15 protein-coding genes, 1 tRNA gene, 1 pseudogene and 1 riboswitch are annotated in these 26,951 nt (G+C 76.1%); of the genes and pseudogenes, 6 read left to right on the top strand and 11 right to left on the bottom strand.

Annotated features, from left to right (window positions below; all coding sequences use genetic code 11):
- Positions 1 to 254 precede the first annotated feature (254 nt).
- A complete protein-coding gene (locus A8713_RS14620) occupies positions 255 to 2,309 on the top strand; it encodes a sigma-70 family RNA polymerase sigma factor (RefSeq protein WP_064533903.1) in 2,055 nt (684 codons plus the stop codon).
- A gap of 27 nt (positions 2,310 to 2,336) precedes the next feature.
- On the opposite strand, the gene A8713_RS14625 is transcribed toward A8713_RS14620, so the two are convergent.
- The gene (locus A8713_RS14625; protein ID WP_064533904.1) at positions 2,337 to 5,825 is read right to left on the bottom strand and encodes an AfsR/SARP family transcriptional regulator; all 3,489 of its coding nucleotides are present in this window, start codon (positions 5,823 to 5,825) and stop codon (positions 2,337 to 2,339) included.
- Positions 5,826 to 6,897: 1,072 nt separating this feature from the next.
- Positions 6,898 to 8,976 (bottom strand): asparagine synthase-related protein, encoded by a 2,079-nt coding sequence (locus A8713_RS14630; protein ID WP_064533905.1) that lies wholly within the window; start codon positions 8,974 to 8,976, stop codon positions 6,898 to 6,900.
- 681 nt (positions 8,977 to 9,657) lie between these two features.
- Here A8713_RS14630 and A8713_RS14635 point away from each other — a divergent pair.
- From A8713_RS14635 to A8713_RS14650, 4 genes are all read left to right on the top strand, one after another.
- On the top strand, positions 9,658 to 11,082 hold the full coding sequence (locus A8713_RS14635) for a hypothetical protein (protein ID WP_064533906.1): 1,425 nt from the start codon (positions 9,658 to 9,660) through the stop codon (positions 11,080 to 11,082).
- Between the two features lie 254 nt (positions 11,083 to 11,336).
- Positions 11,337 to 12,557: an L-2-hydroxyglutarate oxidase gene (lhgO, locus tag A8713_RS14640; protein WP_064533907.1), complete on the top strand. Its 1,221-nt coding sequence runs from the start codon at positions 11,337 to 11,339 to the stop codon at positions 12,555 to 12,557.
- Positions 12,558 to 12,786: 229 nt separating this feature from the next.
- Positions 12,787 to 13,653: a tRNA (guanosine(46)-N7)-methyltransferase TrmB gene (trmB, locus tag A8713_RS14645; RefSeq protein WP_107440804.1), complete on the top strand. Its 867-nt coding sequence runs from the start codon at positions 12,787 to 12,789 to the stop codon at positions 13,651 to 13,653.
- Positions 13,654 to 13,699: 46 nt separating this feature from the next.
- Entirely contained in the window at positions 13,700 to 15,172 is a 1,473-nt protein-coding gene (locus A8713_RS14650; RefSeq protein WP_079158968.1) for a PrsW family intramembrane metalloprotease, read from the top strand.
- Between the two features lie 7 nt (positions 15,173 to 15,179).
- On the opposite strand, the pseudogene A8713_RS14655 reads toward A8713_RS14650, so the two are convergent.
- The 8 genes and pseudogenes from A8713_RS14655 to A8713_RS14690 form a co-directional block, all read right to left on the bottom strand.
- Positions 15,180 to 16,153 (bottom strand): annotated as a pseudogene (locus tag A8713_RS14655) (aldo/keto reductase).
- 160 nt (positions 16,154 to 16,313) lie between these two features.
- Positions 16,314 to 17,393, bottom strand: a complete 1,080-nt coding sequence (locus A8713_RS14660) for a M23 family metallopeptidase (RefSeq protein WP_064533910.1) — start codon at positions 17,391 to 17,393, stop codon at positions 16,314 to 16,316.
- An 11-nt stretch (positions 17,394 to 17,404) separates the two neighbouring features.
- Positions 17,405 to 17,562: riboswitch (cyclic di-AMP (ydaO/yuaA leader) on the bottom strand.
- Between the two features lie 391 nt (positions 17,563 to 17,953).
- Positions 17,954 to 18,027, bottom strand: a tRNA-Met gene (locus tag A8713_RS14665).
- 46 nt (positions 18,028 to 18,073) lie between these two features.
- Positions 18,074 to 19,258 carry a dihydrofolate reductase family protein gene (locus A8713_RS14670; RefSeq protein WP_064533911.1) on the bottom strand — a complete coding sequence of 395 codons (1,185 nt, stop codon included), beginning with the start codon at positions 19,256 to 19,258 and terminating at the stop codon, positions 18,074 to 18,076.
- Positions 19,259 to 19,410: 152 nt separating this feature from the next.
- Positions 19,411 to 20,835, bottom strand: coding sequence for a mannosyltransferase family protein (locus A8713_RS14675; protein WP_064533912.1), 1,425 nt, complete (start codon positions 20,833 to 20,835; stop codon positions 19,411 to 19,413).
- A gap of 93 nt (positions 20,836 to 20,928) precedes the next feature.
- Positions 20,929 to 21,399, bottom strand: coding sequence for a hypothetical protein (locus tag A8713_RS14680; RefSeq protein WP_064533913.1), 471 nt, complete (start codon positions 21,397 to 21,399; stop codon positions 20,929 to 20,931).
- Between the two features lie 11 nt (positions 21,400 to 21,410).
- Positions 21,411 to 21,917, bottom strand: a complete 507-nt coding sequence (locus A8713_RS14685; RefSeq protein ID WP_064533914.1) for a SigE family RNA polymerase sigma factor — start codon at positions 21,915 to 21,917, stop codon at positions 21,411 to 21,413.
- Positions 21,918 to 22,042: 125 nt separating this feature from the next.
- Complete coding sequence (locus A8713_RS14690) at positions 22,043 to 22,516, bottom strand: hypothetical protein (RefSeq protein ID WP_064533915.1); 474 nt, start codon at positions 22,514 to 22,516, stop codon at positions 22,043 to 22,045.
- A gap of 686 nt (positions 22,517 to 23,202) precedes the next feature.
- Between A8713_RS14690 and A8713_RS14695 the strand changes: the two genes are divergently transcribed.
- Positions 23,203 to 24,564, top strand: coding sequence for a translation initiation factor 2 (locus A8713_RS14695; protein ID WP_335743756.1), 1,362 nt, complete (start codon positions 23,203 to 23,205; stop codon positions 24,562 to 24,564).
- A 33-nt stretch (positions 24,565 to 24,597) separates the two neighbouring features.
- Here the strand turns inward: A8713_RS14695 and A8713_RS14700 are convergent, their stop codons facing one another.
- Complete coding sequence (locus tag A8713_RS14700; protein ID WP_064533916.1) at positions 24,598 to 26,610, bottom strand: tetratricopeptide repeat protein; 2,013 nt, start codon at positions 26,608 to 26,610, stop codon at positions 24,598 to 24,600.
- Positions 26,611 to 26,951: the final 341 nt, after the last annotated feature.

Below are 26,951 nucleotides of genomic sequence, written 5' to 3' on the forward strand. Positions count from 1 at the left end.
GGAGGGCCGTACGGGAGGGCCGTACGGGACTCGGGTGGGGCGCGGACGGGGCGTCGCGCCCGGGGGCGTGCGCGCCGGCGCGGGTTCCGCCGCATTCCGGGGAGCATGCCCCGTACGGGTGATGTCGATTCCGGGGGGCGGTGAGTCCCCCACAGACGGGTGGAGGATCCTTCCTGCCGAGTCCTGACAAGAGCCGCTGTGGCAGTCTGGCCCGGTGATCGGGTCGGCTGGGCTGGCGGCGGGGGCTATCGGCGATGGGCGTTGACGGACGTGGTGAGTCGGTCGGTGACGGCGGGGCGGGCACCGGCGGGCCGCGCCCGCCCCAGGTGCCGAGCCAGGGCGGGCCGGCCGGTGTCCCGCGCGACGACGCGCCGCCCAGGCAGCCCGCGCACCGGGCGGAAGCGGCGGACCGGCCGGACGTCCCGCACCGGGCGGACCCGCAGGACTTCTCGGACCGGGACGCCTCGGACCGGGACACCCCGGGCCAGGTCGGCTGGGGGCCGGTGGCCGAGGGCGGGGTGCCGGCGCAGCGCGAGTGGCGCGAGGACAGCGTGCTGCCGCCGCCGCGCGAGGTGCCGCCGTCCGATGCCGAGCTGGTCGACCGGATGCGGTCCGGGGACGACACGGCGTACGAGGACCTGTACCGCCGCCACGCCGACGCGGTGCGCCGGTACGCCCGTAGCTGCTGCCGGGACGCCCACACTGCCGACGACCTCACGGCCGAGGTCTTCGCCGCGATGCTCCAGGCCGTGCGGGGCGGCGCGGGCCCCCGGCACGCCGTCCGCGCCTATCTGCTGACCAGTGTCCGGCGGGTGGCCGCGCACTGGACGAAGACCGCGCGGCGTGAGCAACTGGTCGACGATTTCGCCGTGTTCGCCGCGCAGGCGGTCCGGAGCTCCGAGGTGTCCGACGCCGACACGCTCGACCTGGGCGCGGACGTGCGGGCGATGCACGAGGCCGAGCAGTCGATGGCGATGCGGGCGTTCCGCTCGCTGCCCGAGCGGTGGCAGGCCGTGCTGTGGCACACCGAGGTCGAGGACGAGTCGCCCAGCGAGGTCGCCACCCTGTTCGGGCTGGACGCCAACGGCACCCGGGTGCTGGCCAGCCGGGCCCGCGAGGGCCTCAAGCAGGCCTATCTCCAGGCCCATGTGAGCACGTCCCTGACCGGCGACGCGGAGTGCGCCCGGTACGCCGACCAACTCGGTGGCTACGCCCGGCGCAAGCTGCGCACCCGCGCCGAACGGGGCCTGCGCAAGCACCTGGAGGAGTGCGCCAGGTGCCGGGTGGCGGCGCTCCAGATCGAGGAGGTCGCGGGCGGCATCCCGGCCGTCGTGCCGGTCGCCGTCCTCGGCTGGTTCGGCGCCGCCGGGTACGCCAAGGGGTTCGGGCTGCTCGCGGGCGGCGCGGGGGCGGCCGGTGCGGCCGGTGCGGCGGGCGCTGCGGGCGCGGCCGCGGGCGGGTCCTCCGGTGGTACGGGTGCCGGGGGCGCGGCGGCCTCCGAGGGGCTCGGCGCGCCGGTCAAGGCCGGGATCGCGGCCGGAGTCGTCGCCGTGGCCGCGGCGGGGCTCGCCTTCGCCCTGGTCGGCCACGACGCCCCCGCCGACAAGCCCCGGGCGGCGCCGCCCCCCGCCCCGGTCGTCGAACCGCAGCCGCCGTCGAGCGCCCCGCCCCGCCCCGCGCCCCGCCCCCGGCCCAGCCGGAAGCCGCCGGAGCCCGTCGTCGCGCCCCGGCCCGCGCCCGAGCCGACCCCCACACCCACCCCGACGCCCAAGCCGTCGCCGAAGCCCACCCCGAAGCCCGCACCGCCCCCTCCGTCGCCCACGCCCACCCCGTCCCCGACACCGACGCCGACCCCGACCCCGACACCCACTCCCCCGGCCGTCTACCGGTGGAGCGAGCTGAGCTACGACGTCACCGGCGACGGCACCGGACCGGAGATGCGGCTCGGCAGCAGCAACTGGGTGTGGCAGCGCGACGGTGTGGAGATCGCCGGGAAGCGGTATCCGCACGGGGTGAGCGTGCACGGCGAGTCCTCGGTCACCATCGACCTCAACCGCGCCTGCTCCGCCTACGACGCGGTGGCCGGTGTCGACGACCTGGCGGCCGGGCTGGGCGAGGTCGCCTTCTCGGTGTACGCCGACGGTGTGCGGCTGTGGGAGTCCGCCACCGTCACCGGCGGCCAGGCCGCCGTCCCGGTCCATGTGAGCCTCGTCGGCCGCCGGACCGTGCAACTGGTCGTCACCCCGCGCAGCGCCTTCGACGCGGTGACCCTCGCGGACTGGGCGGAGTCGCGGTTCACCTGCGCGTAGCGCCGAAGGACGGCCGCGGGACCGGGCTCACGCGCGGGCAGCGGGAGAATGGCGGCGCACGGCCTCGGCGACCTCGGCGAGGACACCGTCCACGGTGAGGGCCGCGCCCCGGGCGAGTTCGGCGGCGCAGCGCTCGGCGCCGAGGACGGCGCGCGCGGCGGCCTCGGCGCGCTCCGCGCACGTCCGCTCGGGCTGCGGGCGGGGGCGGCCGTCGCGCCGGCTGTCGGCGGCGGCGAGCAGCCGGAGCGCGCGGGCGTGCTCGCCGAGCCGGGACAGCACCTCGGCCGCCATGTCCACGAGCGCGGCCGTCACCACCTCGGAGCAGTGCTGCTCGGTGGCGATGTCCAACGCCTCGCCGAGCAGCGGCAGTCCGTACCGCGGGCCGCGCTCGGCGGCGGTGACGAGGGCGTCGATCCCGCGCAGCACCGCCTCGAACTGCGGGGGCGGGGTCCCGCGCCCGCTCTCCGCACGGGCCGCGTCGCAGTGGGTGCGCGCTCCGGCCACATCGCCGTCGTCCAGGGCCAGCTGGGCGCGCAGCAGCAGCACGAACGCACGGGAGTCCACCACCCGGTGCCGCTCGGCCGCCTCGCTCGCCTCGTCCAGGGTCGCGAGGGCGCCGGTCCGGTCGCCGGAGCGATAGGAGATCTCGGCGAGGCGGGCCAGCAGGAACGGCGTCTCGGCGTGGGCGCCCACCTCGTGGGCCAGCCGCAGCGCCTCCTCGTACTCGGCGCGCGCCTCGGCCGGCCGGCTGCGTGCCATGGCCGCCTCCCCGGCCGCGCTGCACACCTGCGCGCGCATCCAGCGGTCGCCCACCCGATGGCTGAGCCGCCGCAGTTCGGCGAGGTCCTCGTCGACGCCGTTCAGGTTGCCGGGGGAGTCGACGACCATGTGCGTACGGAACATGAGGAGGACGCCGACCTCCCAGTCGCCGCCGTACGCACGGCAGTTGGCGATGGCGCCGTCCAGGATGCGGCGCATGTCGTCCGGGGTGTTCGTCAGATAGGAGCTGAGCGGCCACAGCAGTCCTGGCATCCGGGCGGCGTGCGGGCCGCCGTCCGCGAAGGCGGCCCGCACGCGGGCCATGTAGCGCAGGACCCGTTCGTCGCGGACCACTTCGGCCGCCTCGGTCTCCGTCGACAGGAACCCGTGCAGCATGCGCAGGTCCATGCGCAGGGCGTGCAGCGGGTGGCCGCGCTCGCCGTCCGGTGCGTTCAGGAGGGCGTCCACCAGGTCGACGGTGCCGGGGGCGGTCGCGGGCGTGAGCCCGGACGAGAACGGGCGCACGGGCGCGGGCGGGGTGCCGGTGTCCAGGGCGACACCCAGGCACAGCACCCGGTGGACCCACTCCATGGCCTCCCAGCGGTAGGCCCGCAGCCACCAGAACCAGCCCATGCCGAGGGCGAGTTCGGCGGACGCCCGCTCGTTCCCGGCGGCCAGGGCCCGGTCGAGGGCCGCCCGGATGTTGTCCAGCTCGGCCTCCAGCCGGGCGATCCACGTCAGTTGCCCGGCGGACCGCAGCTGCGGATCGGCCTCCGTGACGAGCGCGTGCACCCAGGCCCGGTGCCGCTCCTCGGCGGCGGCGCGCAGCCCCGGGACCTCGGCGGCGCGCTCGGTGGCGTACTCGTGGATGGTCTCCAGCATGCGGTAGCGCATGCCGCCGCCCCCGCCGCCCTCCGCAGCGGCCGGGGTGGCGATGACCAGGGACTTGTCGACGAGCGCCCCGACGAGGCCGGCGGCGGGGCCGGTGCACACGGCCTCGGCGGCGGCGAGGTCCCAGCCGCCCGCGAAGACGGACGCCTCGCGCAGCATGGTCCGCTCCTGCTCGTCGAGCAGGTCCCAGGACCAGTCGACGACGGCGCGCAGGGTCTGCTGGCGGGGCAGGACCGTGCGGCTGCCCGCGGTGAGCAGGCGGAAGCGGTCGTCGAGCCGGTCGGCGATCTGCCGCGGGGTGAGCATGCGCAGCCGGGCGGCGGCCAGCTCGATGGCGAGCGGCAGGCCGTCCAGGCGGCGGCAGATCTCCGCCACGGCCTCCTTGTCGTCGAGGACGCCTGCGCCGTCGGGGCGGACGGCGGCGGCGCGCTCGGCGAAGAGGCGGTGGGCCTGGTCGGGCGCGAGCGGTTCGACCGGGCGCACCAGTTCGCCGGGGACGCCGAGGGGTTCGCGGCTGGTGGCGAGGACGGTGAGGCCGGGGCAGCGGGTGAGCAGCGTCTCGGCGAGGGCCGCTGCGGCGCCGATGACGTGTTCGCAGTTGTCGAGGACCAGCAGGGTGGCGCGCGGGGCGCAGTACTCGACGAGCAGCGTCAGCGGGTCGTCCTGCGGGGTCACCAGGTCGTTGGTCTTCAGTACGGTCTCGCGCAGCCCCAGCGCGCTGACCACGGCGCCGGGCACCGCCTCCGGCCGGTCCAGCGGCGCCAGCTCGACGAGCCACGCCTGCGGGAGCCCGGCGACGGCCTCCTCCGCGAGCCGCGTCTTGCCGGAACCGCCCGGTCCGGTGAGGGTGACGAGCCGGGCCCCGCGCAGGTCGGAGCGGAGGGCGGCGAGTTCGGGCTCCCGGCCGACGAAGGAGGTGAGGCGGGGGCGGATGTTGCCGGCGCGGGCCGGATCCGGGATAGCCGGGGCGGCCGGGACGACTGGGGCGGCCGGGACGACTGGGACGACTGGGGTGAGGGGAACGGCCGGGGTGAGGGGAACCGGGTGCGCGGGGTGCGGCGGTTCCGTGGCGGACGAGGGGTGCGTGGTGGGCGCGGCGTGCGGGTCGGGCACCGGGCCGGACGGGGCGGGCGGGGCGGACGAGAGCGGGGCGGGGGCGAGGAGACCGGCGTGCAGGGCGCGGAGTCCCGGTCCCGGGTCGGTGCCGAGGCCGTCGGCCAGGGCTCGGCGGGCCCGTTCGTAGGCGGCGAGGGCGTCGGCGCCGCGGCCGGTGTCGCGCAGGGCGCGGATGAGCAGCGCGTGCAGCGATTCGTCGTACGGGTGTACGACGGTCAGTTCCGTCAGCTCCGGTACGACCTCGGCGGCGCGGCCCAGCCGCAGTCGTGCGTCGGCGCGGGAACGGACCGCCTCCAGACGCAGCGTGTCGACGCGCGCGGCGGCGGTGCGGTCGGGCAGGTCGGCCAGGGCGGGACCGCGCCACAGGGCGAGCGCCTCGTCGAGGCAGCGGGCCGCGGCGGACGCGTCGCCCCGCCCGAGGGCGGCGGTGCCCCGGCGTACGAGGCCCTCGAAGGCGAAGAGGTCGACGCCGTCCTCGGCCACCGCGAGCCGGTACCCGCCCGTCTCGGAACGGATCGCGTCCCTGCCGAGGGTGCGGCGCAACCGGCCCACCAGCGCCTGGAGCGCCGCCGGGGCGTCCTGGGGCGGGGCCTCGCCCCACACCTCGTCGATCAGGGCGCCCGGTGCGGTGACCCGTCCGGGCCGCAGGGCGAGCGCGGTGAGCAGGGCCCGCAGGCGCGGACCGCCCACGGGTACGGCAGCGCCCCGGTCGTCCTCCGCCTGGGTGACGCCCAGGATTCTGTACTGCACCGGGACATTGTCGCCGGGCGGCGGAAGCAGGGCACGGGGTTTGTCGCCGAGCCGGGGGCGGGGGCTGGGGTGAGGGCGCGCGGACGGCGGCAGCGTGGGGTTGAACGGGACGTCCGCGGGCCGGCGCGGGAGGGGCGGGGGCAGGGAAGCAGCTGCGCCGGAACGCCGGAACGCCGGGACGCCGGGACGCCGGGACGCAATCGTGGGGAACGTAGGCACGCGACCACGGCGCGGCGCGCAGGACCGGGGCGAAGCGTCCGTGAGCCGGGCGGCGGGAGGGCGGGATGAGGAGCGCCACCCCGAGCCGCCGGTGCGGGACGCGGCGCCGGGGCGGCCGAGCCGCTGACGCGGTGACGCCGGGGACACCCCGGACGGCCGTGGCGAGCGTGAGCGGCGCGGCGCGCGGGCGGCGCGCAGGACCGGGGCGAAGCGTCCGTGAGCCGGGCGGCGGGAGGGCGGGATGAGGAGCGCCACCCCGAGATGCCGGGACGGTACGCACCAGGGGGCACCGGCCGTCGGAACGCCGGGGGAACACCGCCGAGCGGCCATGGCGAGGGCGTGCGGGCGGAGCGCGGGCCCGGGACGGGGCGAGGCGGGGAAGCCGCCGCGGCGGCGGGAGCGCGAGGGCGGCCGAGGCGGGCCGCACCGGACCGCCGAAGCGCCGGACCGGGGACGGGCCGCGCTGTCGGACCGCGGGACCGCCGGTCCACCGGACCGGCGAACCGGCGAACCGGCGACAGGCCACGCTGCCGGACCGCCGCAGCGGAAGTCCGTACACCCGGACGCGCCGCCGGGCGACTGGGACGGAGGCCCGTGCCCCGGCACCGGAGAGCCCGCCCCTCGGCGCTGCCGACCGGAGCGCAGGCGCGGGGCCCGCGCACAGCCGGGACGCCGATGCCGACGTATGCCCCAGGGCTCCGCCATGGCTCCCGCGTCCCCGACGCATCGCGGCGCTCACCGGGAGCCGCCCGGTCGCGGACGTACGTCCGTACAGCCCTGACGTCCGCACAGCCCTGACGTCCCCACAGTGCAGCCGCCCCGGCGCCCCTCCCGCAGGGAGCCGGCCGCCCCCTCACGCCCCGGAGGCCAGTGCCCCCCGCTGGGGAGCGATGCCGCCCGGGACCGCGCGGGCGCGGGCCGGGGTGCCGGTCCAGCAGGTGCCGCGGCGGGCCAGCAGGCGGCGCAGCCAGACCTCCAGGGAGACCAGGTCGGCCAGGCCGTCCAGGGGCAGGGGTTCGCCCTGGGCCGCCGCGCGCAGCGCCTTGCGGACCACCCGGGCCTCGACCAGGCCCGCCTCGGCGAGCAGCGGGGTGGCGAACAGGGCCATCAGGCCGTCCGCGGCCAGGCGCAGGCCCGCGCGCTCGGCGGACACGCCCGGGGCCTGCGAGGGCGCGCCCCAGCCGGGCGGCAGGCCGCCCACGCCTGCGCCCTCCAGGACGGTGCGCAGGATCGCCGCGCGGGCTCCCGGCCGGACCCGCAGGGCCTCGGGGAGCGCGCGGCAGGCCCGTACGACCTGGTTGTCGAGGAAGGGGGCGTGCAGCCGCTGGGAGCGGATCTCCGCGGCCTGCTCCAGGACGCGGAGGTCGGCGGCGTGCCGGGCCAGGGCGGCACGCGCGCGGTGGTCGCCCGGCCGCTGTCCCGGGCCGGTCGTCGAGCGGTTGGTCGCGGCCTGGAGGCGAACCGATACTTCAGCCAGCGCCTCACCGGTCAGCCAGCGGGCGGCGGGCCCGGCCCCGGCCCAGGTGAGCGCGGCCAGGGAGGCGCCGACCGCGCCCCTGGGCTCGTCGAAGCGGCGCTGGAGCAGCCGTCCCGCGAGGTCTTCGAGACCGGCGCGGTAGGGGGTGCGGGCGAGCTTGCGCGCCGCGCCGTACACGCGCGCGGGGACCATCACCGAGCCGTCGGCCCTGGCGAGCGCGGCCACCGGCCGGACCAGGTGGCGCCGTCTGCGGTCCATGAGCAGGTCGGCCAGGCGCGCGGGGTGGGCGTCGAGGACCTGGCGGGCGCCGTGGCCGGTGAAGTGGTCGGCGCTGCCCGACGCGAGGCGGGCCCGGTGGCGGGCCGCGGTCACCAGGGAGGGGCCGGGCTCGTCGGTGAGCGGGCCCTCCAGGTCGGCGTAGGGCAGGACGTCCTCGCCGCCCGCCACCACGACGTGGTGCAGGCGCGGGTTGGCGGCGAGCGCACCGGCCCGCTCCAGTTCGGCCTCGCGGCCGCCGACGGCGAGGTCGTTGAAGGTGACGGCGAGCAGGCGTTCGCCGGCGCCGGTGCCGTGGCCCAGCAGGGTGCCGGGGTTGCCCGGCAGGCCCGCGGCCAGCAGGGCGAGGGTGCCGGAGGCCGGGCCGCCGGACAGGTCGGCGCCGATGCCGGGCACCGGCATGCCGCGGGCGGCGCGGCGCTCGGCCGGTCCCATGCCGGGCACCGGGCCGGGGTCGATGTCGGGGACGTGCCGGGGCGCGGAGAGCCGGGCCCGGACGGCTTCGACCAGGGCGTCCCGGACGGCGCCGACCGCGCTGTCGGGGTCGGCGGGGGGCGCGGCCACGGCGAGGGAGGCGACCTGCTCGTACCCGGCGACCTCGCGCGCTCCGGCGCGCAGGATCAGCGCGTGCCCCGGCGGGATGCGCCGTACGCCCTCGTACGGGGTGGAGTCGTCCAGCGCGGCCGGTACGGCGGGGGCGGCGAGCAGCGCGGCGAGGTGTCCGAAGTCGAGGTTGGCCTCGACGAGGTCGGCCAGCGGGAGCGCGGCCGTCGCGTACGCCGTGCCGCGCGCCCAGGGGGTGTGGAACACCGGCCGGGCGCCCGCGAGATCGCCGCAGACGGTGATGCGGCGGCCGACCTGCACGACGGCGGTGTAGCTGCCGGGCCAGGCGGTCAGGTGGCGCAGCGCGCCGCCGCGCGCGGCCAGCAGGCCGACGCGCAGCTGCTCGTCGGAGGCGCCGCAGACACCGAGCACCGCGATCCTGGTCTGCGCGTCGGCCCGCACCAGCCGGATCTCGTCCGGCCGCCAGTCGCCGACCGCCCACAGCGGGTCGGGGTCGCCCCACAGCAGTTGGGAGCCGACCGGCTGCACGGTCTCGCCGTCGTACCCGGTGGCGCCCGCGGAGCCGGTCCCGGCGGTGCCCGCGGCGGCGCTGCTCCATCCCACCAACCACCGCATCGACGCCTCCACGGACCGGGATTCACCAGTGCACCGCACGAACCGGGTCCATGCTGCCACGAAGCAGGCGTGGCGGAGCGGAGGCGGAGCCGCCTTCGGTCCGTGCCGCGCGCCCCCGCGCGCCGGGCGGCGAGGTGGCCAACGGCCGTGCCGGGCAAGGCCGTCTCGACCTGAATGCGCCCCCTGATGCGCTCCCCGTAGCACCCCGTGCGCCGTCAACTCCCGTGGTGGGAACGGGAAATACCCGGCAGGAAGCAGAGATGATTTTCAGCCAAATTGGCGCGGCGGGAGCGGATGTGCGCACGCTCCGTACACGCTCCGCGCCGTGCGCGGCCAACGCGCAGTCCGGGAGGCGCGGTTGGCCTCCCGGACCGTTCCGCCGCCCGCGGGGATGAAGGCGGCGGTGTCCCCCAGCCCACTGGATCCAGTACAGCGGGCCGACCCACGCAGGACCATGGAACCGTCGCGCCGATGGCCGGAGAAGAGCGCACGGGCGGGCGCACGGCCACACATCGGGAGCACGTGGCAACCGTGCGTGCAGGGCCCGTACTCCCGTGCGGACCACAATCCCGCCAACCGGAAGAATGCCCCTTAACGCTTGGGATGCGGCGAACTACGCTGGGTTTACGAATGCCGCGTGGTTATGCCAGCGCGGCAGCCGTCTGTGTCGAGGGGTGGCGCATGTCCAGGGAGCAACGCGGGCCGAACGAAAAACTCGGCGCCGTTCTCGCCCTCGCGGGAATCAGCAACGCCGGACTCGCACGACGCGTCAACGACCTCGGCGCCCAGCGCGGGTTGACGCTTCGCTACGACAAGACGTCGGTGGCCCGCTGGGTCTCGAAGGGGATGGTGCCGCAGGGAGCGGCGCCGCACCTCATCGCGGCCGCCATCGGCCAGAAACTCGGCCGCCCGGTGCCGCTCCACGAGATCGGCCTCGCGGACGCGGACCCCGCGCCCGAGGTCGGCCTCGCCTTCCCCCGCGACGTCAACCAGGCGGTGAAGTCGGCCACGGAGCTGTACCGGCTCGACCTGGCGGGACGCCGGGCCGGATCCGGCGGCATCTGGCAGTCGCTCGCCGGTTCGTTCGCCGTCACCGCGTACGCCACCCCCGCCTCCCGCTGGCTGATAACCCCGGCCGACAGCTCGGTGGCGCGCGAGGCCGGCGGGACCGAGGGCTCGGCCGCACCGCTCAAAGTCGGCCACAGCGATGTGCGCAAGCTGCGGGAGGCCGCCGAGGACGCCAGGCGCTGGGACTCCAAGTACGGGGGCGGCGACTGGCGTTCGTCCATGGTGCCCGAGTGCTTACGGGTGGAGGCCGCGCCGCTGCTGCTGGGCTGCTACTCCGACGAGGTCGGCCGCGCGCTGTTCGGCGCCTCCGCCGAACTGACCCGGCTGGCGGGCTGGATGGCCTTCGACACCGGCCAGCAGGAGGCCGCCCAGCGGTACTACATCCAGGCGCTGCGCCTGGCCCGCGCCGCGGCCGACGTGCCCCTGGGGGGATACGTCCTGGCGTCGATGTCCCTCCAGGCGACCTACCGCGGCTTCGGCGACGAGGGCGTCGACCTCGCCCAGGCCGCGCTGGAGCGCAACCGCGGCCTGGCCACCGCGCGCACCATGAGCTTCTTCCGGCTGGTGGAGGCACGCGCCCACGCGCGCGCGGGTGACGCCCAGGCGGCCGGCGCCGCGCTCAAGGCGGCCGAGGGCTGGCTGGAGCGGTCCCGGGAGGGCGACAACGACCCGACCTGGCTCGGCTTCTACGGCTACGACCGGTTCGCCGCCGACGCCGCCGAGTGCTACCGCGACCTGAAGGCACCCCGCCAGGTCCGCCGCTTCACCGAACAGGCGCTGTCCAAACCGACGGAGGAGTTCGTGCGCTCTCACGGCCTCAGACTCGTCGTCTCGGCGGTCGCCGAACTGGAGTCGGGCAACCTGGACGCGGCCTGCGAGCAGGGCGTGCGGGCGGTGGAGGTCGCCGGACGCATCTCCTCCGCGCGCACCACCGAGTACGTCAGGGACCTCCTGCACCGGCTGGAGCCCTACGGCGACGAGCCGCGCGTGGCGGAGCTGCGCGAGCGGGCCAGACCGCTGCTGATGACGACGGCCTGAGCGGGACGGAACGGGACGGGACGGGACGGCAGGCGGCGCCCCGCTCCGTCCCCGGTCCGTTCCCGGTCCGTCCCCGCCCCGGGGTTCCGCCGCGGGGTTCCGCCGCGGGGTTCCGCCGCGGGGTTCCGCCGCGGGCCCGAGGGGCCCGGCTCGGTGCTCCCCGCGGACTCCGTGACCGAGGTGATGCCGGTGATCTTGCCGTCTCCCGGTTTGAAGGCATTGTCAGTGGCGCAGTGCACTATCGGGAGCGGGAGGTGGAGCAGGTGCGGAAGAGCGCTCACGACTGCGATGCGCTGGTGATCGGGGGCGGCATCGTCGGCCTGTCGACGGCGTACGCGATCACCCGGGCCGCGCCGGGCACCCGGGTGACGGTGCTGGAGAAGGAGCCGGGCCCGGCCCGGCACCAGACCGGGCGCAACAGCGGGGTGATCCACAGCGGGATCTACTACCGCCCCGGCTCGCTCAAGGCGCGGTACGCGGTGCGGGGCGCCGCCGAGATGGTCAAGTTCTGCGCGGAGTACGGCATCGCGCACGCCGTCACCGGCAAGCTGATCGTCGCCACCGGCCGCGACGAGCTGCCCCGCCTGCACGCCCTGGTCCAGCGCGGCCGGGAGAACGGCATACCGGTGCGCGAGCTGGGCGCCGCCCAGATCGAGGAGTACGAACCGGAGGTGCGCGGCCTGGCCGCGATCCACGTGGGCACCACGGGCATCTGCGACTACACCGCCGTGGCCCGCCACCTCGCGGACGCCTCGGGCGCCGACATCCGCTACGGCGCCGAGGTGGTCCGCGTGGACCGGCGGCCCGAGCGGGGCGTCGCCGTCCTGACGTCCGGCGGCGACATCGTCCGCGCCCGCGTGCTGGTCAACTGCGCCGGGCTGCACTGCGACGAGGTGGCGCGGCAGACCGGGGACGACCCGCGGGTGCGGATCGTGCCGTTCCGCGGGGAGTACTACGAGCTGGCGCGCCCGGAGCTGGTGCGGGGACTGGTGTATCCGGTGCCGGACCCGGCGTTCCCCTTCCTCGGCGTGCACCTCACCCGGGGCATCGACGGCGGGGTGCACGTCGGCCCGAACGCGGTGCCGGCGCTGGCCCGCGAGGGGTACGGCTGGGGAGTCGTACGGCCCCGTGAGCTGGCGGGCACGCTGAGCTGGCCCGGCTCCTGGCGGATCGCCCGCCGGCACTGGCGGTACGGGGCGGGGGAGCTGCGCCGGTCGGTGTCGAAGGCGGCGTTCGCCGAGGCGGTGCGCCGGCTGCTGCCCGCCGTGGAGGAGCGGGACCTGGTGCCCGCGCCCGCCGGGGTCCGGGCCCAGGCCGTCCTGCGGGACGGGACGCTGGTGGACGACTTCCTGATCCGCGAGGGCCCGCGGACCGTGCACGTGCTGAACGCGCCGTCCCCGGCGGCCACGGCCTCCCTGCCCATCGGCCGCGAGGTGGCCCGCCGGACCCTGGCCGCACTGGCGGCCACGGAGTGAGCGACGCAACCCGCACCGCGGCGAGGCCGACGGCGAGGCCCACCGGGGCCACGACGGCGGGGGACGCCGTGTGAGCGCACCGCGCCGCCTCGCCCCACAGGCCGTCCAGGGCCACGACGGCGGTCGGGGACGCCCGCGAGAGAGCCGAGCGGTCTCGTCGTCCTGTGTGCTGTCCGCGTTCGCCGGGCGGCCCGGCCGGCGCCGTCCGGACCGTAAAATGGGGCGCACTGTGTCTGACTCCGTGAACACCCCCGCCTCCGCCGCCCCCACTCCCCCGCACACTGCCGGTGAGCCCGCCCGGCACAGCCGGGCCAAGGGCGAGCCGCGGTTCCCGGACGGTCCCCAGGCGGACCCGGCCGGGTCGCACTTCGAGCGGCGGATCCGCAGCTTCCAGCCGCGGCGCAGCCGGGTGACCGCCGGACAGGCGGACGCGTTGCAGCGGCTGTGGCCCCAGTGGGGGCTGGACATCGACGGACAGCGGGTGCTCGACCTGACCGAGCTGTTCGGCAACGGCCGGCCGGTCGTCCTGGAGATCGGGTTCGGCATGGGCGAGGCCACCGCGCGGATGGCCGCCGCCGACCCGGACACCAACATCCTCGCGGTCGACGTGCACACCCCCGGCCAGGGCAACCTGCTGGCCCTCGCCGACCGGGGCGGACTCACCAACGTCCGGGTCGCCAACGGCGACGCGATCATCCTGCTGCGCGAGATGCTCACCCCCGACTCCCTCGACGGGCTGCGCGTCTACTTCCCCGACCCCTGGCCCAAGAAGCGGCACCACAAGCGGCGGCTGATCCAGCCGGAGTTCCTGACCCTGGCCGCCGCCCGGCTCAGGCCCGGCGCGCTCGTGCACTGCGCCACCGACTGGGAGCCGTACGCCGAGCAGATGCTCGACGTGCTGAGCGCGCACCCCGCTTTCGAGAACACCCGGCCCGGCGGCGGTTACGCGCCCCGCCCCGCCTTCCGCCCGCTGACCCGGTTCGAGGGTCAGGGCCTGGACAAGGGGCACGTCGTGAACGACCTGCTCTTCCGGCGCGTACCGCACGGGTCCGGGCAGTCCGCCCAGGACCCCGCCCCGCATCCCGGCCGCGGCTGACGAGACACCGTCGCGACCGGCACCTTCCCTCGTTAGGGTCAATGACGTGGCCACCTGTCCCCCGTACCCGACGTATCCCAGCGGTCCCCCGCCGATAGCCGACGGCCGGCCGCGGCACGCGCACTGGTGGCACAGGCGGTGGGTGCGCTACGGCGCGCTCGCGGCGCTGCTCGCGCTGTCGGGGCTGGTCATCCTCGCCCTGGTCCGCCGGCAGACCGGCACCGAGGGCTTCCTGGTGGGCCTCGGCCTGGCCGTGCTGCCGGTGCCGCTGCTGACGGCCGCCTTCCGCTGGCTGGACCGGGTCGACCCCGGCCCCTGGCGGAACATGGTCTTCGCCTTCGCCTGGGGCGCCTGCGCGGCGGCGCTCATCGCGATCGTCGCCAACAGCTTCGCCACCAAGTGGATCGCGACCGCGACCGCCGATCCGGCCGGCGCGGACACCCTGGGCGCGACGGTGATAGCCCCGATCGTGGAGGAGTCCGCGAAGGCCGCCGCCATCCTGCTGATCTTCCTCTTCCGCAGACGGGACTTCACCGGCGTCGTCGACGGCGTGGTCATCGCCGGAACCACCGCCACCGGCTTCGCCTTCACCGAGAACATCCTGTATCTGGGGACCGCCTTCGGCACCGACCAGACCACCGGCTACCAGGGCATCGCCTCCGTCACCGCGGCGACCTTCTTCGTGCGCGTGATCATGTCCCCGTTCGCGCACCCGCTGTTCACCGTCTGCACCGGCATCGGGTTCGGCGTCGCCGCGCTGGCCGGGGAGCGCCAGCGCGCGCGGCGGCTCCTGGTGCCGCCCGCCGGACTGCTGCTCGCCATGGGCATGCACGCCTTCTGGAACGGCTCGTCCACCTTCGGCGAGTACGGCTTCTTCGCGGTCTACGGCGGCTTCATGGTGCCCGCGTTCGGGCTGCTCACCTGGCTGGTCGTGTGGACCCGGCAGCGCGAGCTGCGCACCGTCCGCGAGGAGCTGCCCGCCTACGCGGCCGCCGGGTGGCTGACGCCCGCGGAACCGTTCGCCCTCGGCTCCCTGCGCGCCCGGCGGCTGGCCCGCGAGTACGCGGCCCGGCACCTGGGCAAGCCCGCCGCCCGCACCGTCGCCCAGTACGAGGCGTACGCGACCTCGCTGGCGTTCCTGCGCCGCCGGGGACGCCTGGGCCGGGCGGGCGCCGACTTCACCCTGCGCGAGCGGGAGCTGCTGCACGAGCTGTGGCGGCGGCGCGAGACCGCCCAGCCCGCCCTGGACCACGCGGCCCGCATGACCGCACCGCCGGTCCGCGCCCTCCCGGCCCCCTGGCCCGCGTACGGCCTGTACGGCTACGGACCCGGGCCGGGGTACGGGCAAGGGCAGGGGTACGGGCAGGGACAGGGCCAGGTACCGGCGCAGATGCCGGCGTACGGCTACGGCGGGTACGGACACGGCGGGTACGGCGTCGCCGCCGGACAGCCCGCGCACGGACAGCCCGCGTACGGGCAGCCCCCTCACGGACAGCCCCCGTACCGCGCCCAGCCGTGAGGCCGGGTCAGGCCGAGGCGCGGGTCAGCTTCGCGGTCTCCTCGTCGGTCAGCCGCAGCTCCGCCACGCCCAGCAGGGCCGGGAGTTGCTCCACGGTGCGCGCCGAGGCGATCGGGGCGACGACCGTGGGCTGCGCCGCGAGCCAGGCGAGGGCGACCGTGGCCGTCTCGGCGCCGCGGGCGCGGGCGACCTCGTCGAGCGCGGCCAGGACCTTCTGCCCGCGCTCGGTCTCCAGGTGCTTGGCCGCGCCCTGCGCGCGCGGGCTGTCGACCGTCGTGCCGGGCCGGTACTTGCCGGTCAGGAAGCCGGCCGCCAGCGCGTAGTACGGCACGGCCGCCAGGCCCGCCCGCTCGGCGAGGTCCCGCAGAGCGCCCTCGTAGGTGTCCCGGGAGACCAGGTTGTAGTGCGGCTGGAGCGCGACGTAGCGGGCCAGGCCCTCGCGTTCGGAGAAGTCCAGGGACTCCTTCAGGCGCTCGGCGGAGATGTTGGAGGCGGCGATGTACCGGACCTTGCCCGCCCGCACCAGTTCGTCCAGGGCGCCGATGATCTCCTCGACGGGCACCTCGGGCCGGTCGAAGTGCGTGTAGTACAGGTCGATGTGGTCGGTGCCCAGCCGCTTGAGGGAGGCGTCGGCCGCGGCCTTGACATTGGCGGCGGACAGGCCCTGGAAGTCGGGGTGCTGGCTGACCTTGGTCGCGATGACGACGTCGGAGCGGTTGCCGCGCTCCTTGAGCCTCCCCCAAGCTCTTCGAGCAGGGGGTACCCCCAGCCGATGATCGTCTCGGACTCGCCGCCCCGGTGGCCCTCCACCCAGGCCGAGTAGGAGTCGGCGGTGTCCAGGAAGTTGCCGCCGGCCGCCGTGTAGGCGTCCAGGACGGCGAAGGACCGCTCCTGGTCGGCGGTCCAGCCGAAGACGTTGCCGCCGAGGGCGAGCGGGAAGACCTCGAGGCCGGACGAGCCCAGTTTGTGCAGAGAAGTCATGTGACCCATCAACGCCCCCGGCACAGCGGCCCCTTCCGCGCCCCGCCGGTCCCGGGCGCAAAGCTTGCGCAAACCACCCGTACGGCTGGCGGCGCGCCCGCGGCGGTGACCCCGGGATCAGGGAATCAGGGATCAGGGAATCAGGCGGATGAGCAGGGCATCAGGGGTTGAGGCCCTTGGCCCGCAGCCAGGCCATCGGGTCGATGCCGGACGCCTCGCCGCCCGGGTGGACCTCCAGGTGCAGATGCGGCCCGGTGACGTTGCCGGTGGCGCCGACGCGGCCGATGACCTCGCCGGTGGCGACCTTCTGGCCGGCGCTGACACTGATCGACGACTGGTGGCAGAACCACAGCTCGGTGCCGTCGTCCAGGGTGAGGATCGTGCGGTAGCCGTAGGCGCCCGCCCAGCCGGCCTCGGTGACGGTGCCGCTGTGGACCGCCTTGATCAGGGTGCCGGTGGGCGCGGCGAAGTCGAGGCCGGTGTGGTGCCCGGAGGACCACATGGAGCCGGCCTGGCCGAAGGTGGAGGTGATCGTGTACGAGGAGGTCGGCAGCGTGTACTGCTTGGCCAGCTCCGCCAGCCGCGCCGCCTCGGCCTTCTTGCGGGCCTCCTCCTCCGCCTTCTGCTTCTCGGCGGCGGCCTTGGCCTCGGCCTCCTGCTTCGCCTTGGCGGCGGCCTCGTCCGCCTGCCGGGCGGCGCGCTGGACGGCGGCCTGCTCGGTGGCGGCCTCGGCCCTGGCCGCGACCTGGGCCTGCTGCTGCTCGGCCTGGGCCATGATCCGGTTGCGCAGCGCCTCGCCCGCGCCGGACGCGGCGCTGGGAGCGGCCGGCGTCCCGGCCGGTGCGGCGGTGACGTCGCTGAGCGCGGTGGCGGAGCCCTCGTGGTGCTCCTTGGCGGAGCCGCCGTCGAAGAGGGAGCCCACGGAGGCGGGCAGCGCGTGCAGGTCCGGCACGTCGGGCAGCGAGATCGCGACCGGCGGCTTGCCGGTGTTGGCGCTGGCCATGCCGCCCGCGCCGACGGCCGCTATGACGCCCACGCCGAGCACGGTGGAGCTGCGGGCGAGTCCGCCGCCGCGCTGCTTGGCGACGCGGTGCCGGCCGCGCACGGGGCGGAGGGAGTCCTCGGTGGGGTTCCACTCCTCCATGGGGCCCTCGTCGGGGGTCCGGCCGCCGTAGCCGAAGGAATCGGTGCGCTGGCTCGGCACGAACGGGGCTTCTGGGGCAGGCCGGTTGGACGCCACGCGGGCGTGCTCCTTTCCTTCCGTCTCGCCTACCGGGTTAGCTGACGGGTTCGGAGCGGGAAGGTCTCCTACGCGCGTCAACCGGCCGTACGCGTACGGCGGATGATGCCCGATTCACCCCAAGTTGGTGGTTCCCCGGTTCCCTTGCGGGATTCGGCGCGCGCGCACGGAGCCGCCTCTGATGACGGCTGGGACGACCGCGCTGCGTTATCGAACGTTAATAGACCCGGGCCTCCGATTCCAAGCCGCCCGGCTTGATCATTAAACCTTTTTGGCCAAGACGTACACCTCAGGGGCGACGAAACCGGGGCGAGTTGACTGAACTTCAGGCCATTTCCGGGGCGGGGCGGAGCCGCAGGCGCCCGCGAAAGAAGTGATGGTGTGTCAGTTGTTATGCGGACGGACACAGGCCGGTCACGCGAGGTGACATCGATCAAGGAGCGACCGGGAGCCGGAAGAGCGCCAGAAGACCGCAGCAGAGAACCAACGGAAGACCGCGGGAGGCCCGGAAAACACTCAGGGCCGGAATCCGTTTCCGGATTCCGGCCCTGAGTCTTCAGTAGCGGGGACAGGATTTGAACCTGCGACCTCTGGGTTATGAGCCCAGCGAGCTACCGAGCTGCTCCACCCCGCGTCGTTGAGATAACTGTACATCACCCGCGGGGTGGATTGCACACGCGTTACGGCAGGTGCCGGTTCGGCTCCTTGGCCAGGGCCTCGAACTCCGGCAGCACCACGACGTCCGCGCCCTCGGCCGCCAGTACCCCGGAGCCGTCGGCGGACTCCACGAAGGTGTCCGGCTCCCGCCACGCCGTGACCACCCGCCGCACCCCCGCGTCCAGAATCAGCCGGGCGCACGGCCGCGGCCGGGAGGCGCGTCGGGCGCACGGTTCCAGGCTGCTGTACACCGTGGCCCCGGGCAGCCGCGGGTCCGCCGGGTCGATCTCGGCGAGCGCGGCCTCCTCCGCGTGCACCACCGGGTCACCGGCCTCCCGCGAGTGGCCCCGGGCCAGCTCGGTGCCGTCCGCCGCGACCACCACCGCGCCCACGCTGAACGCCGTGCGCGAGGGCGGGCACTGCGCGGCCAGCTCGCAGGCGATCCGCAGCCAGTGCCGGTCGGCGGGCACGGCGCCGGTCCCGGTGCCGGGGGCCGTGGGTTCGTAGCGCATGAGGACGACGTCCCCGAGGGCCCGGGTCTCCAGCAGCCGCAGCCGTCCGGCCTGGTACGCGCCCGGCCCGAACAGGCGCGGCGCCGCCGGGTCCCCCACGATCAGCGGCGCGACCACGAGCTGGAGCTCGTCGGCGAGCTGCCGCCTCAGCAGCTGGGTGTGCACCGTGCCGCCGCCCTCGACCATGAGCCGGCGCACCCCGCGCACGTCGTGCAGATGCTCCAGCAGGCGCCGCCAGTCGAGCGCCGCGCCCAGCGGGACAACGGAGACGGCACCGGTGGCGGTGTCGGGGGCCGCGGCATCGGGATCCTCGGATCCGGGGGCCGTACCGACACCCGCGCGGCGCAGCCGTTCGGCGCCCTCGTCGGTCGTGTAGACGGCCTTCTCGCCGCCCGTGTGCCAGAAGCGCGCCCGCGGATCCAGCTCGCCGGTGGCGGTGACCGTGACCTTCAGCGGATGCTCCGGCCGGCCGGCGGCGACCCGGGCCGCGCGGCGCTCGGGCGCGTTGACCAGCAGGCGGGGGTTGTCGGCGCGCAGGGTGCCGGCGCCGACGAGGATGGCGTCGGAGGCGGCCCGCACCGCGTCGACCCGGTCGAAGTCGGCGGCGCCGGACAGCAGCAGGCGGTCGGGGCCGGTGTCGTCCAGGCAGCCGTCCAGGGAGACGGCGGCGGACAGCAGGACATGGGGCAGGGGCATCGGGGCGCACTCTCTCTCGGAGGCGGACGGGCTCGGAGGCGTGGGGGCGCTCGGTTTCTACCCGTCCATCCTCGCGGCCCCGTCCGGAACCTCGCCGTCCGCCCCTGGGTCCGGACGCGTGCGTCCCTCGGCGGCGCGCCGGCCCGGTGGCGTCACCCGGTCCAGTGTCCCGAGGTGAACGTCACCGCGAGCACCGCCGTCAGCGGCGCGACCACCCCGACGTAGGCGTCCTTCACCCAGCGCCGCCGCAGGCTCCAGTGGGCCAGGCCGGTCCACAGCGGCCACCAGATCAGGGTGGCGCGGGGCACGGAGAGGTACCAGTAGGACGTGCCCAGGGCCCACAGGTTGAGGGCGATGAACACGGCCTCCGGCCAGCGGCGGCGGACCAGCAGCACGGCGAGCAGCAGCACCCCGACCGCCATGGCCGCCAGCTCCAGCTGGAACTCGACGGCGTACCCGGTGCTCTGGAGGTGGCCGAAGGCGTTGTGCCAGGTGTTGCGGAGGGACTCGGCGGGGGTGTGGAAGTCCCGGTACCAGCCGCGTTCCTCGGCGTGCTTCCAGGCCATCCAGTCACCGGTGTGCGCCCGCAGGTAGCCGGTGTAGACGGCGGCGGGCACGGCGGGCAGCAGGCACCAGCCGAGCGGGAGCAGCCGACGGGCGAGCGGCGGGCCGTCCGAGCCGTCCGAGCCGTCCGAGCCGTCCGAGCCGTCCGAGCCGTCCGCCCGAGTTTGCGCGCGTACGGCGATCAGGAGTTCGACGGCGAGCGCGGCGGCCAGGAACAGACCGCTGACCCGGACGGTGGTGGCCGCCGCGCCGAGCAGCCCGGCGAGCGGCCAGTTGCCGCGCTTGGCCGCGAGCCAGGCCGGGAGCGCCAGGGCGAGGAACAGCGACTCGGTGTAGCCGGCGGCCAGGAACACCGCGGCGGGCGAGAACAGCAGGAAGGTCGCGGCCCGCGGGCCCGCCTCGCCGCCGTCCGGGCGGCCGAGAGCGGCGATCCGGCCCAGCGCCACCACGGCCACCGCCCCGCTCACCAGGGAGATCAGCAGCCCGGCCGCGGTCCAGTCGGGGACGACGGTGTGGACGGCGCGCAGCACGAGCGGGAAGCCGGGGAAGAACGCCACCCGGTTGTCGTGCGGGACGTCGATGCCCGGGAACGCGTCGAAGTAGCCGTACTCGGCGATCCGCCGGTAGTGGACCCAGTCCCACTGCTCCCAGCGGGAGAGCCAGGTGGCGGGGGTCCGGTCGGCGGTGCCGTCGGGGGCCAGCCAGGCGCTGGCGTAGGCGACGAGGCCGAGGCCGAGGCGGGTGAAGAGGTAGAGGCGCAGGACGCGGAGGTCGGCCGGGGTGAGGCGGCCGGACATCCAGTCCGGTGTGCGGTCGGGTATCCGGCCGCGTATCCGCTCCGGTATCCGGCCGCGTATGCGCTCCGCCACCCGGCCGGGCGTCCGCCGCCGCCCGTGCGGCCGGCCGCCGGGGCCGGCTTCGGCTTCGGCGGCGGGGGCGGAGCCCGGTCCGCGGGGGCCGCCGCCCGGCCCGGGGGCGCCCGGGGTCTCGGTCGTGGGCAGGGTGGTGGTCATCGGGCGTCCGTTCCTGAGAGGGGCCGGGCGGGCGGGCGGTACGGGCGGCGGCTGCGGCCGGCGCTGCGGCTGGGCCTGGGACACGCGCGTGGGCTACCCGTGCCCGGCGGTGCCACCGGCGCCGCCGGACGGGGGCGTGGTCCGGGATGCCGGGGCGTACGAGGGCGAGGAGGAGCCCCCGGCCGTGGCCGGGGGGTGGGTCGTGGCGGCCCGGGAAGGAGGGCCCGAGGAGGCTTCCGAAGGGGGATCGCTCGGGGAGAGGCCGGGCGCCGGTGTCCGGTCCGGGTGCGCCTGCGGGGAGAACGGCGAGGACAGGGGGCTCACCGCGGGGCGCGGCGGGGTCGTGCCGGGTTCCACGCCGACGCGGGTGCCGGGCAGGAGGAACAGTCCGAGGCCCGCTCCGGCGACCGCCAGCAGCGAGCCGACGGCCCGTTGCGCCGCGCGCGCCCGGCGGCGCGCCCGTACGCCTTCCCACAGGCGTGCGCGGTGCCGGGGCTCGAAGGGTGTGTGCTCCTGCGGCGCGCGCATCAGTCGCGCCAGCCGCCGTTCGAAGTCGTCGTCCATGGTCCTCTCCTTCACCCCACCGACTCGCTGACGTCGTCCAGGAGCTCCCTCAGGCGCGCCACTCCGCGCGCGGCGTGCGAGCGGGCCGTGCCCAGCGGGCAGCCCAGCGCGTCCGCCACCTGGCTCTCGGAGAGGTCCTGGCAGTAGCGCAGCACCACCACGGCCCGCTGCCGCGCCGGCAGGCGGGCGAGCGCCGCCTCCAGCCGCGAGCGCTCGGCCACGGTCGCGGACACATCGCCAGCCACCGCCGTCTCGGGCACCTGGTCGACGGGGCGCTCGCCCCACCAGCGCCGCCGCGCGGAGCGGGCCGCCGCCCGGACCATCACCTTGCGTACGTACGCCTCCGGCGCCTCGTGGGCCACTTTCGGCCACACGAACCAGAGTTTGACGAAGGCGTCCTGCACCAGGTCCTCCGCACGGTGCCGGTCACCGCCGGTGAGCAGCCGGGCGAGGTGGAGCAACGCCGACCAGCGGGCCGCCACGAACTCGTCGAACTCACCGGCCAGAGCCTGCCGCATCCCCACCGTCCCCGTTCCCGCCAGTCGCCTACACCTGGGAACAAGACGGTGGCAGGTCCGGTTCTATGCACCCGCCTGCTGTGATCCGGGTCACCGGGGATACGGGGCGTGTCCTCCCGGACCGGTCAGGGCCTGCCGAGCGCGGCCACCGCCCGCCGCGCCTCCTCGACGAAGGTCGACTTCGCGCGGTGCAGTTCGTCCAGCGAGTCGTGCCGCCGCAACCCCTCCAGCAGCCCGTTCGCGGCGGCCGCCGCCTCCGGGGGCCCTTCGAGCACGACACCGGCGTACGCCCGCTGGAGCGACAGATCGTGATCGCCGCCACCACCGCCACCGCGGCCGGACCGCTCGGTCAGGAGCCTGGCCTCCGCGGCGCCCAGGAACTCGGCGTAGACCTGTCTGCGGAGCGCGACGGCGCGCTGGCCGTCCGCGCCCCGCAGCGTCATCCTCACCGACTCCAGCAGCGCCTCCGCCTGCCGGTCGCCCGCGTGCCGGGCCGCCTCGGCCTGCCGCACCCCGGCGCTCCTGCTGTACCAGCCCGTGACCACACTGCCCACGATCGCCGAGCCCGCGGCGATCAGCGCGATACCCCATTCACCCATGCCGCCATCCTCTCGGTCGCGCCCGGCCGCGGGCCCCGCTCCGGCCACAGGTGCGGCACGGATCACTCGACGCCCCGGGGCGTCGTGCCCGGTACGATCGGACCATGTCTGTCGAGGACACCGAAAAACCGGCGCCGACCTGCGCAAACAGCTCATCCGGCCGCCCGTCCTCGGATAAGATTGACCATTGGGGCGACGGGCGACGGGCGACGGGCGACGGGCGACGGGCGACGGGCGACGGGCGACGGGCGACGGGCGACGGGCGACGGGCGACGGGCGACGGGCGACGGGCGACGGGCGACGGTACTGCTCGCCGCGCGTTCGACGGTGGCGCTCCACCGGCTGCTGGACACGGTCCCCGCGCTGTCGGGCGATGACCGGATCACCCGGCTGTTCACCCTGGTCCCCGGCTCGGACTTCGGCGTCGACGTGCTCGCCGCCGTCGAGGCGGTGGGCGGGCGGCTGGTGCCGTGGAGCGAGGCGTGCGCCCGCTCCTACGACCTGATCCTCACCGCGAGCCCCAAGGGCGACCTGCGGCTGCTGCGCGGCCGGCACGTACTGCTGCCGCACGGCGCCGGCTACAACAAGTCGATCCCCGGCGAGGGTTCGGACCCGGACTCCGCGTCCGGACTCGACCCCGCCTTCCTGCTGCGCGCGGACGACGGCACCGGCGCCGCGCCCGCCCCGTGGCCCTGCACGCGGTCGCCCACCCCGACCAGGTGGCGCGGATCGCCGCGGCCGACCGGCGGGCCGCCGACCGGGCCAAGGTCGTCGGCGACCCCACCCTGGACCGCCTGCTCGCCTCACGTCCGCTGCGCGAGCGCTACCGCGCCGCGCTCGGCACCGGCGCCCGCAGACTGCTCGTGCTGGTCTCCACCTGGGGCCCGGAGTCGCTGCTGCGCCGCTTCCCGGAGCTGCCGGCCCGGCTGGCCGCCCACCTCCCGCAGGACGAGTACCAACTGGCCCTGGTGGTGCACCCCAACGAGCACAGCCTGCTGGGCACCTACGACCTGACCGAGCGGCTCGCGCCCGCCCTCGACGCGGGCCTGGTCCTGGCGGGCCCGCACGAGGAGTGGGCGTCCGTGCTGATCGCCGCCGACGCGCTGGTCACGGACCACGGCTCCACCGCGCTGTACTACTGCGCCACCGAGGACCGGCCCGTCGTCGGCGTCCACCGGGGCGGTGCCGAACTGATACCGGGCAGCCCCATGCACACGCTCCTGGACCGCATACCGCGCCTCGGCGCGCCGGACGCCGCCCCCTCGGCCGTGGAAGAGGCCCTGCGCGCCTACCGCCCCGGGACCGGCCGGGAGGCCGCCCGGACCGCCTTCGCCCAGCAGGGACGGGCCCTGCGGCTGCTGCGGACCGAGCTGTACGCCCTCCTCGGCCTGACCCCGCCCGCCCGGACCGCCCCGCCCCGGCTGCTGCCCGAGCCCCGGCCCGCGGAGCGCGTCCCCGCGGCGTTCGACGTGGACACCGCGGTGGAGACCCGCACCGGCACCCGCGCGGATGGCGTCGCCGCCCGCGTCCGCGTCGCCCGGCGCCCGGTCGGACTCGGTGCCCCCGGCGACCACCTCGCCGCCGAGGACGGATCCGCGAGCGAGGCCCTGGTCCGCTCGGCGGGAGTGCTCTACCGGCGCCCGCTGCCCGCCGCCGACGCCTCGTCAGCACTGGCCTGGACGGCGGACGGCTGGATGCGCCACGCGCTGGCCGCGTACCCGGGCTGCCGTACGGCCGCGGCGGTCCTGACGCCGGACCTGTTCCTGCTGCGCACCCGCACCCGCGCCTCCACCGGCACGGCGGAGGCGTCCGGGGCGTACGCCGTCCAGGTCGCCCCGCTGGCCGAGGACGGGCGGGTGACGCGCGCCGACCCGGCCGCCGCGGTGTCGGCCGTGCACGCCTGGCTGCTGCGCGACTCCCCGTCTCCTGCCCCGGACCCGGTGTCCCTCGCCCTCGCGCCGCTCCGGCTGAGCTGTGTCATCGGCGACCGCGCCTTCGCCCTCGTGCTGCGCCCGGCCACGGACGCCGAGGCGGCGGCGCCCTTCTGACCGCGCCGCCGCGCCCCGCGCGTGCCGGATGTCCTACGCGTCCAGACCGTTGTGCCGCCGGATGTCACGGGCGGCCGTGCGGTGCTCGGCGGCCTCGGCGCTGCGGCCCTCGTTCTGGGCCAGCTCGGCCAGCGCGTCGTGGACCCGGGCCTCGTCGAATCCGGAGCGCCGCCGGACGGCGGCCCGCAGCGAGTCCTCGTACAGCGGACGGGCCTCGGCCGTGCGGCCGAGCCGGTGGAGCACACCGGCGAGCGCGAAGCCGGTGCGGCGGGTCATCCGCTCGCGCTTGCCCTCGACCGCCATGCCGTGCGCCTCGGCGAGCAGTTCCCGTGCCTCCTCCAGCTCACCGAGCTTCGCGCGGGCCTCGCCCAGCCGGTACGTCTGGAGCATCGCCCCGTAGGGGTTGGGGATCGCCAGGTGCATCGCGCGGGACCGGGCGAACTCGGCCGCGGCGCGCGCCCAGTCGCCGCCGGCTCCGTGGAGCATGCCGCGGAACTCGACCAGCGACGCCCCGAGCTTGCGGTCGCGCTCGCCGCCGCCGAGCCCGGCGAGGGCCGCCTCGGCGTGGTCGAGCTGCTCGGCCGCCTCGCCCAGCAGCCCCGCCTCCCACAGGTGCCGGGCGAGCTGGCACCGCGTGCGCACCAGCCAGGCCGGCCGGCCGCCGTCGCGGACCGCGCAGGCGACGGCGAGCCGCAGCGCCCCGATGACGTCCGACTGGTGCGGGTGGTCCAGCGCGTACGTCCACACCGCCTCGGACAGCGCCACCGCCTCGGCGTCCAGACCGCGCTCATGGGCGAGGCGTACGGCGGCGAACAGCGTATGGCGCTCCTCGTAGAGCCAGGCCGAGGCGCGGTCGGAGCGCGCCGCGCGCTCCTCGGGGCCGTCCGCCTCCGCCGGGTCGGCCAGCGGGGCGTCCGGCGCCCCGGCCAGGGCGGGGAACGCGTCCCCGACGAGGAGCCGGGACCCGGCGGCGAACCGGTCGGCCCGCTGGAACTGCCGTACCAGCCAGCGCAGCAGCCTGGTCAGTGCCTCCTCCGCCTCGCCGCCCCGGGCGTCCCGGCGCGAGCGGCGCCGGGCGTGGGCGCGCAGCGGGCCGGGCAGCCGCATCCGGCCGTCCGCCGCGGACAGCACCTCGCTCAGGTCCAGCAGTCCGGCCCGGTCGAGCTCTTCGAGCGCGTCCTCGCACGCCTCGGGCCCGCGGCCCAGCAGCGCGGTCGCCGAATCCGCGGTGAAGGTCAGCGCGGGGTGGTGCGGCAGCAGCCGGTAGAGCAGGGCCGCGGTGGGGGACAGACCGTCGTACACGGTGTCCCAGAACCGCTCCACGCCGGGGACGCCGCTCTCCTCCCACGCGCTGTGCAGCTGCGGGACCAGCCGGGACAGGGGCCGCAGCCGGTGCCCGCGCACCCAGCCGCCCGCGACATGGAGGGCCGCCGGCAGCCCTTCGCACAGCCGCACCAGCGCCCGTACGGAGTCGGGATCGGCCGCCAGCCGGGGGTCCTGTACGACCAGTTCCAGCAGTTCGGTGGCGGCCCGCTCCTCCAGCGGGGGCAGCGCGATCCCGAGGGCGGCCCCGTCCTCCAGGTCGCGCAGCGGGCTGTGGCTGGTGACGATCACCAGGCTGCCGCCCGACGCCGGCAACAGCGGGACGATCTCCGAGGCGTAGCGCGCGTTGTCCACGATGAGGATCAGGCGCGCGCCGGCGGTCTTGCTCCAGTACTGGTTGCAGCGCGCCTTGAACTGCGGCGCGAGGAAGGCCGGCTCCACGTCCAGGGATTCCAGTAACTGGGCGAGCACGTCCGCGGGGTCGGCGGCGCCGCCCATCCGGAAGTCGTCCAGGTCGACGGAGAGCACCCCGTCGGGGAACTCGTCGCGCAGCACCCGCGCGAGCAGTCGGGCCAGCTCGGTCTTGCCCACGCCCTGCGGCCCGCTGAGCGTCACGAGCAGGGGCCGGCCGCCGCCGTCCGCCCGCTCCCGCACCGCACGGAGCACCCGCTCCCGCGGCTCCTCACGGTCGACGAAGCACGCCGGTTCAGGGGGAAGCTGCACTCTCACGGATCCGTCCCAGCCCTTCGCGTCCTCGGTCGCCTAACGCCCCACTCTAGAGGTGTAGTTGCCGCCGCACACCGTGTCACAGCGGCACGTCGGACCGCACGGCGAATCCTCGGACCGCCCCCGCGGGCGAGCACGGAGCCCCCCGGCACGCCGAAGCGCCCCGACCGGTCGAAACCGATCGGGGCGCTTCCCGCGGGCCGGAGGGGTACTCCCCTCCCCCGCACCTGTAGGCCCTGTGGGACTCGAACCCACAACCAATGGATTAAAAGTCCTGCTCAGGGCAGGGTGGGTGATGCCAGCCGGTGTCGCTCCGTCCGGAACGGCCTGGTCGGACG

It is taken from the genome of Streptomyces sp. SAT1 (genome assembly GCF_001654495.1).
Taxonomy (GTDB): Bacteria; Actinomycetota; Actinomycetes; order Streptomycetales; family Streptomycetaceae; genus Streptomyces; species Streptomyces andamanensis.

Coding starts and splice junctions, on each gene's coding strand:
- A8713_RS14620 (WP_064533903.1), top strand. CDS start 255: ATGGGCGTTGACGGACGTGGTGAGTCGGTCGGTGACGGCGGGGCGGGC.
- A8713_RS14675 (WP_064533912.1), bottom strand. CDS start 20,835: ATGACCACCACCCTGCCCACGACCGAGACCCCGGGCGCCCCCGGGCCG.
- A8713_RS14670 (WP_064533911.1), bottom strand. CDS start 19,258: ATGCCCCTGCCCCATGTCCTGCTGTCCGCCGCCGTCTCCCTGGACGGC.
- A8713_RS14690 (WP_064533915.1), bottom strand. CDS start 22,516: ATGGGTGAATGGGGTATCGCGCTGATCGCCGCGGGCTCGGCGATCGTG.
- A8713_RS14680 (WP_064533913.1), bottom strand. CDS start 21,399: ATGGACGACGACTTCGAACGGCGGCTGGCGCGACTGATGCGCGCGCCG.
- A8713_RS14685 (WP_064533914.1), bottom strand. CDS start 21,917: ATGCGGCAGGCTCTGGCCGGTGAGTTCGACGAGTTCGTGGCGGCCCGC.
- A8713_RS14635 (WP_064533906.1), top strand. CDS start 9,658: ATGTCCAGGGAGCAACGCGGGCCGAACGAAAAACTCGGCGCCGTTCTC.
- A8713_RS14630 (WP_064533905.1), bottom strand. CDS start 8,976: ATGCGGTGGTTGGTGGGATGGAGCAGCGCCGCCGCGGGCACCGCCGGG.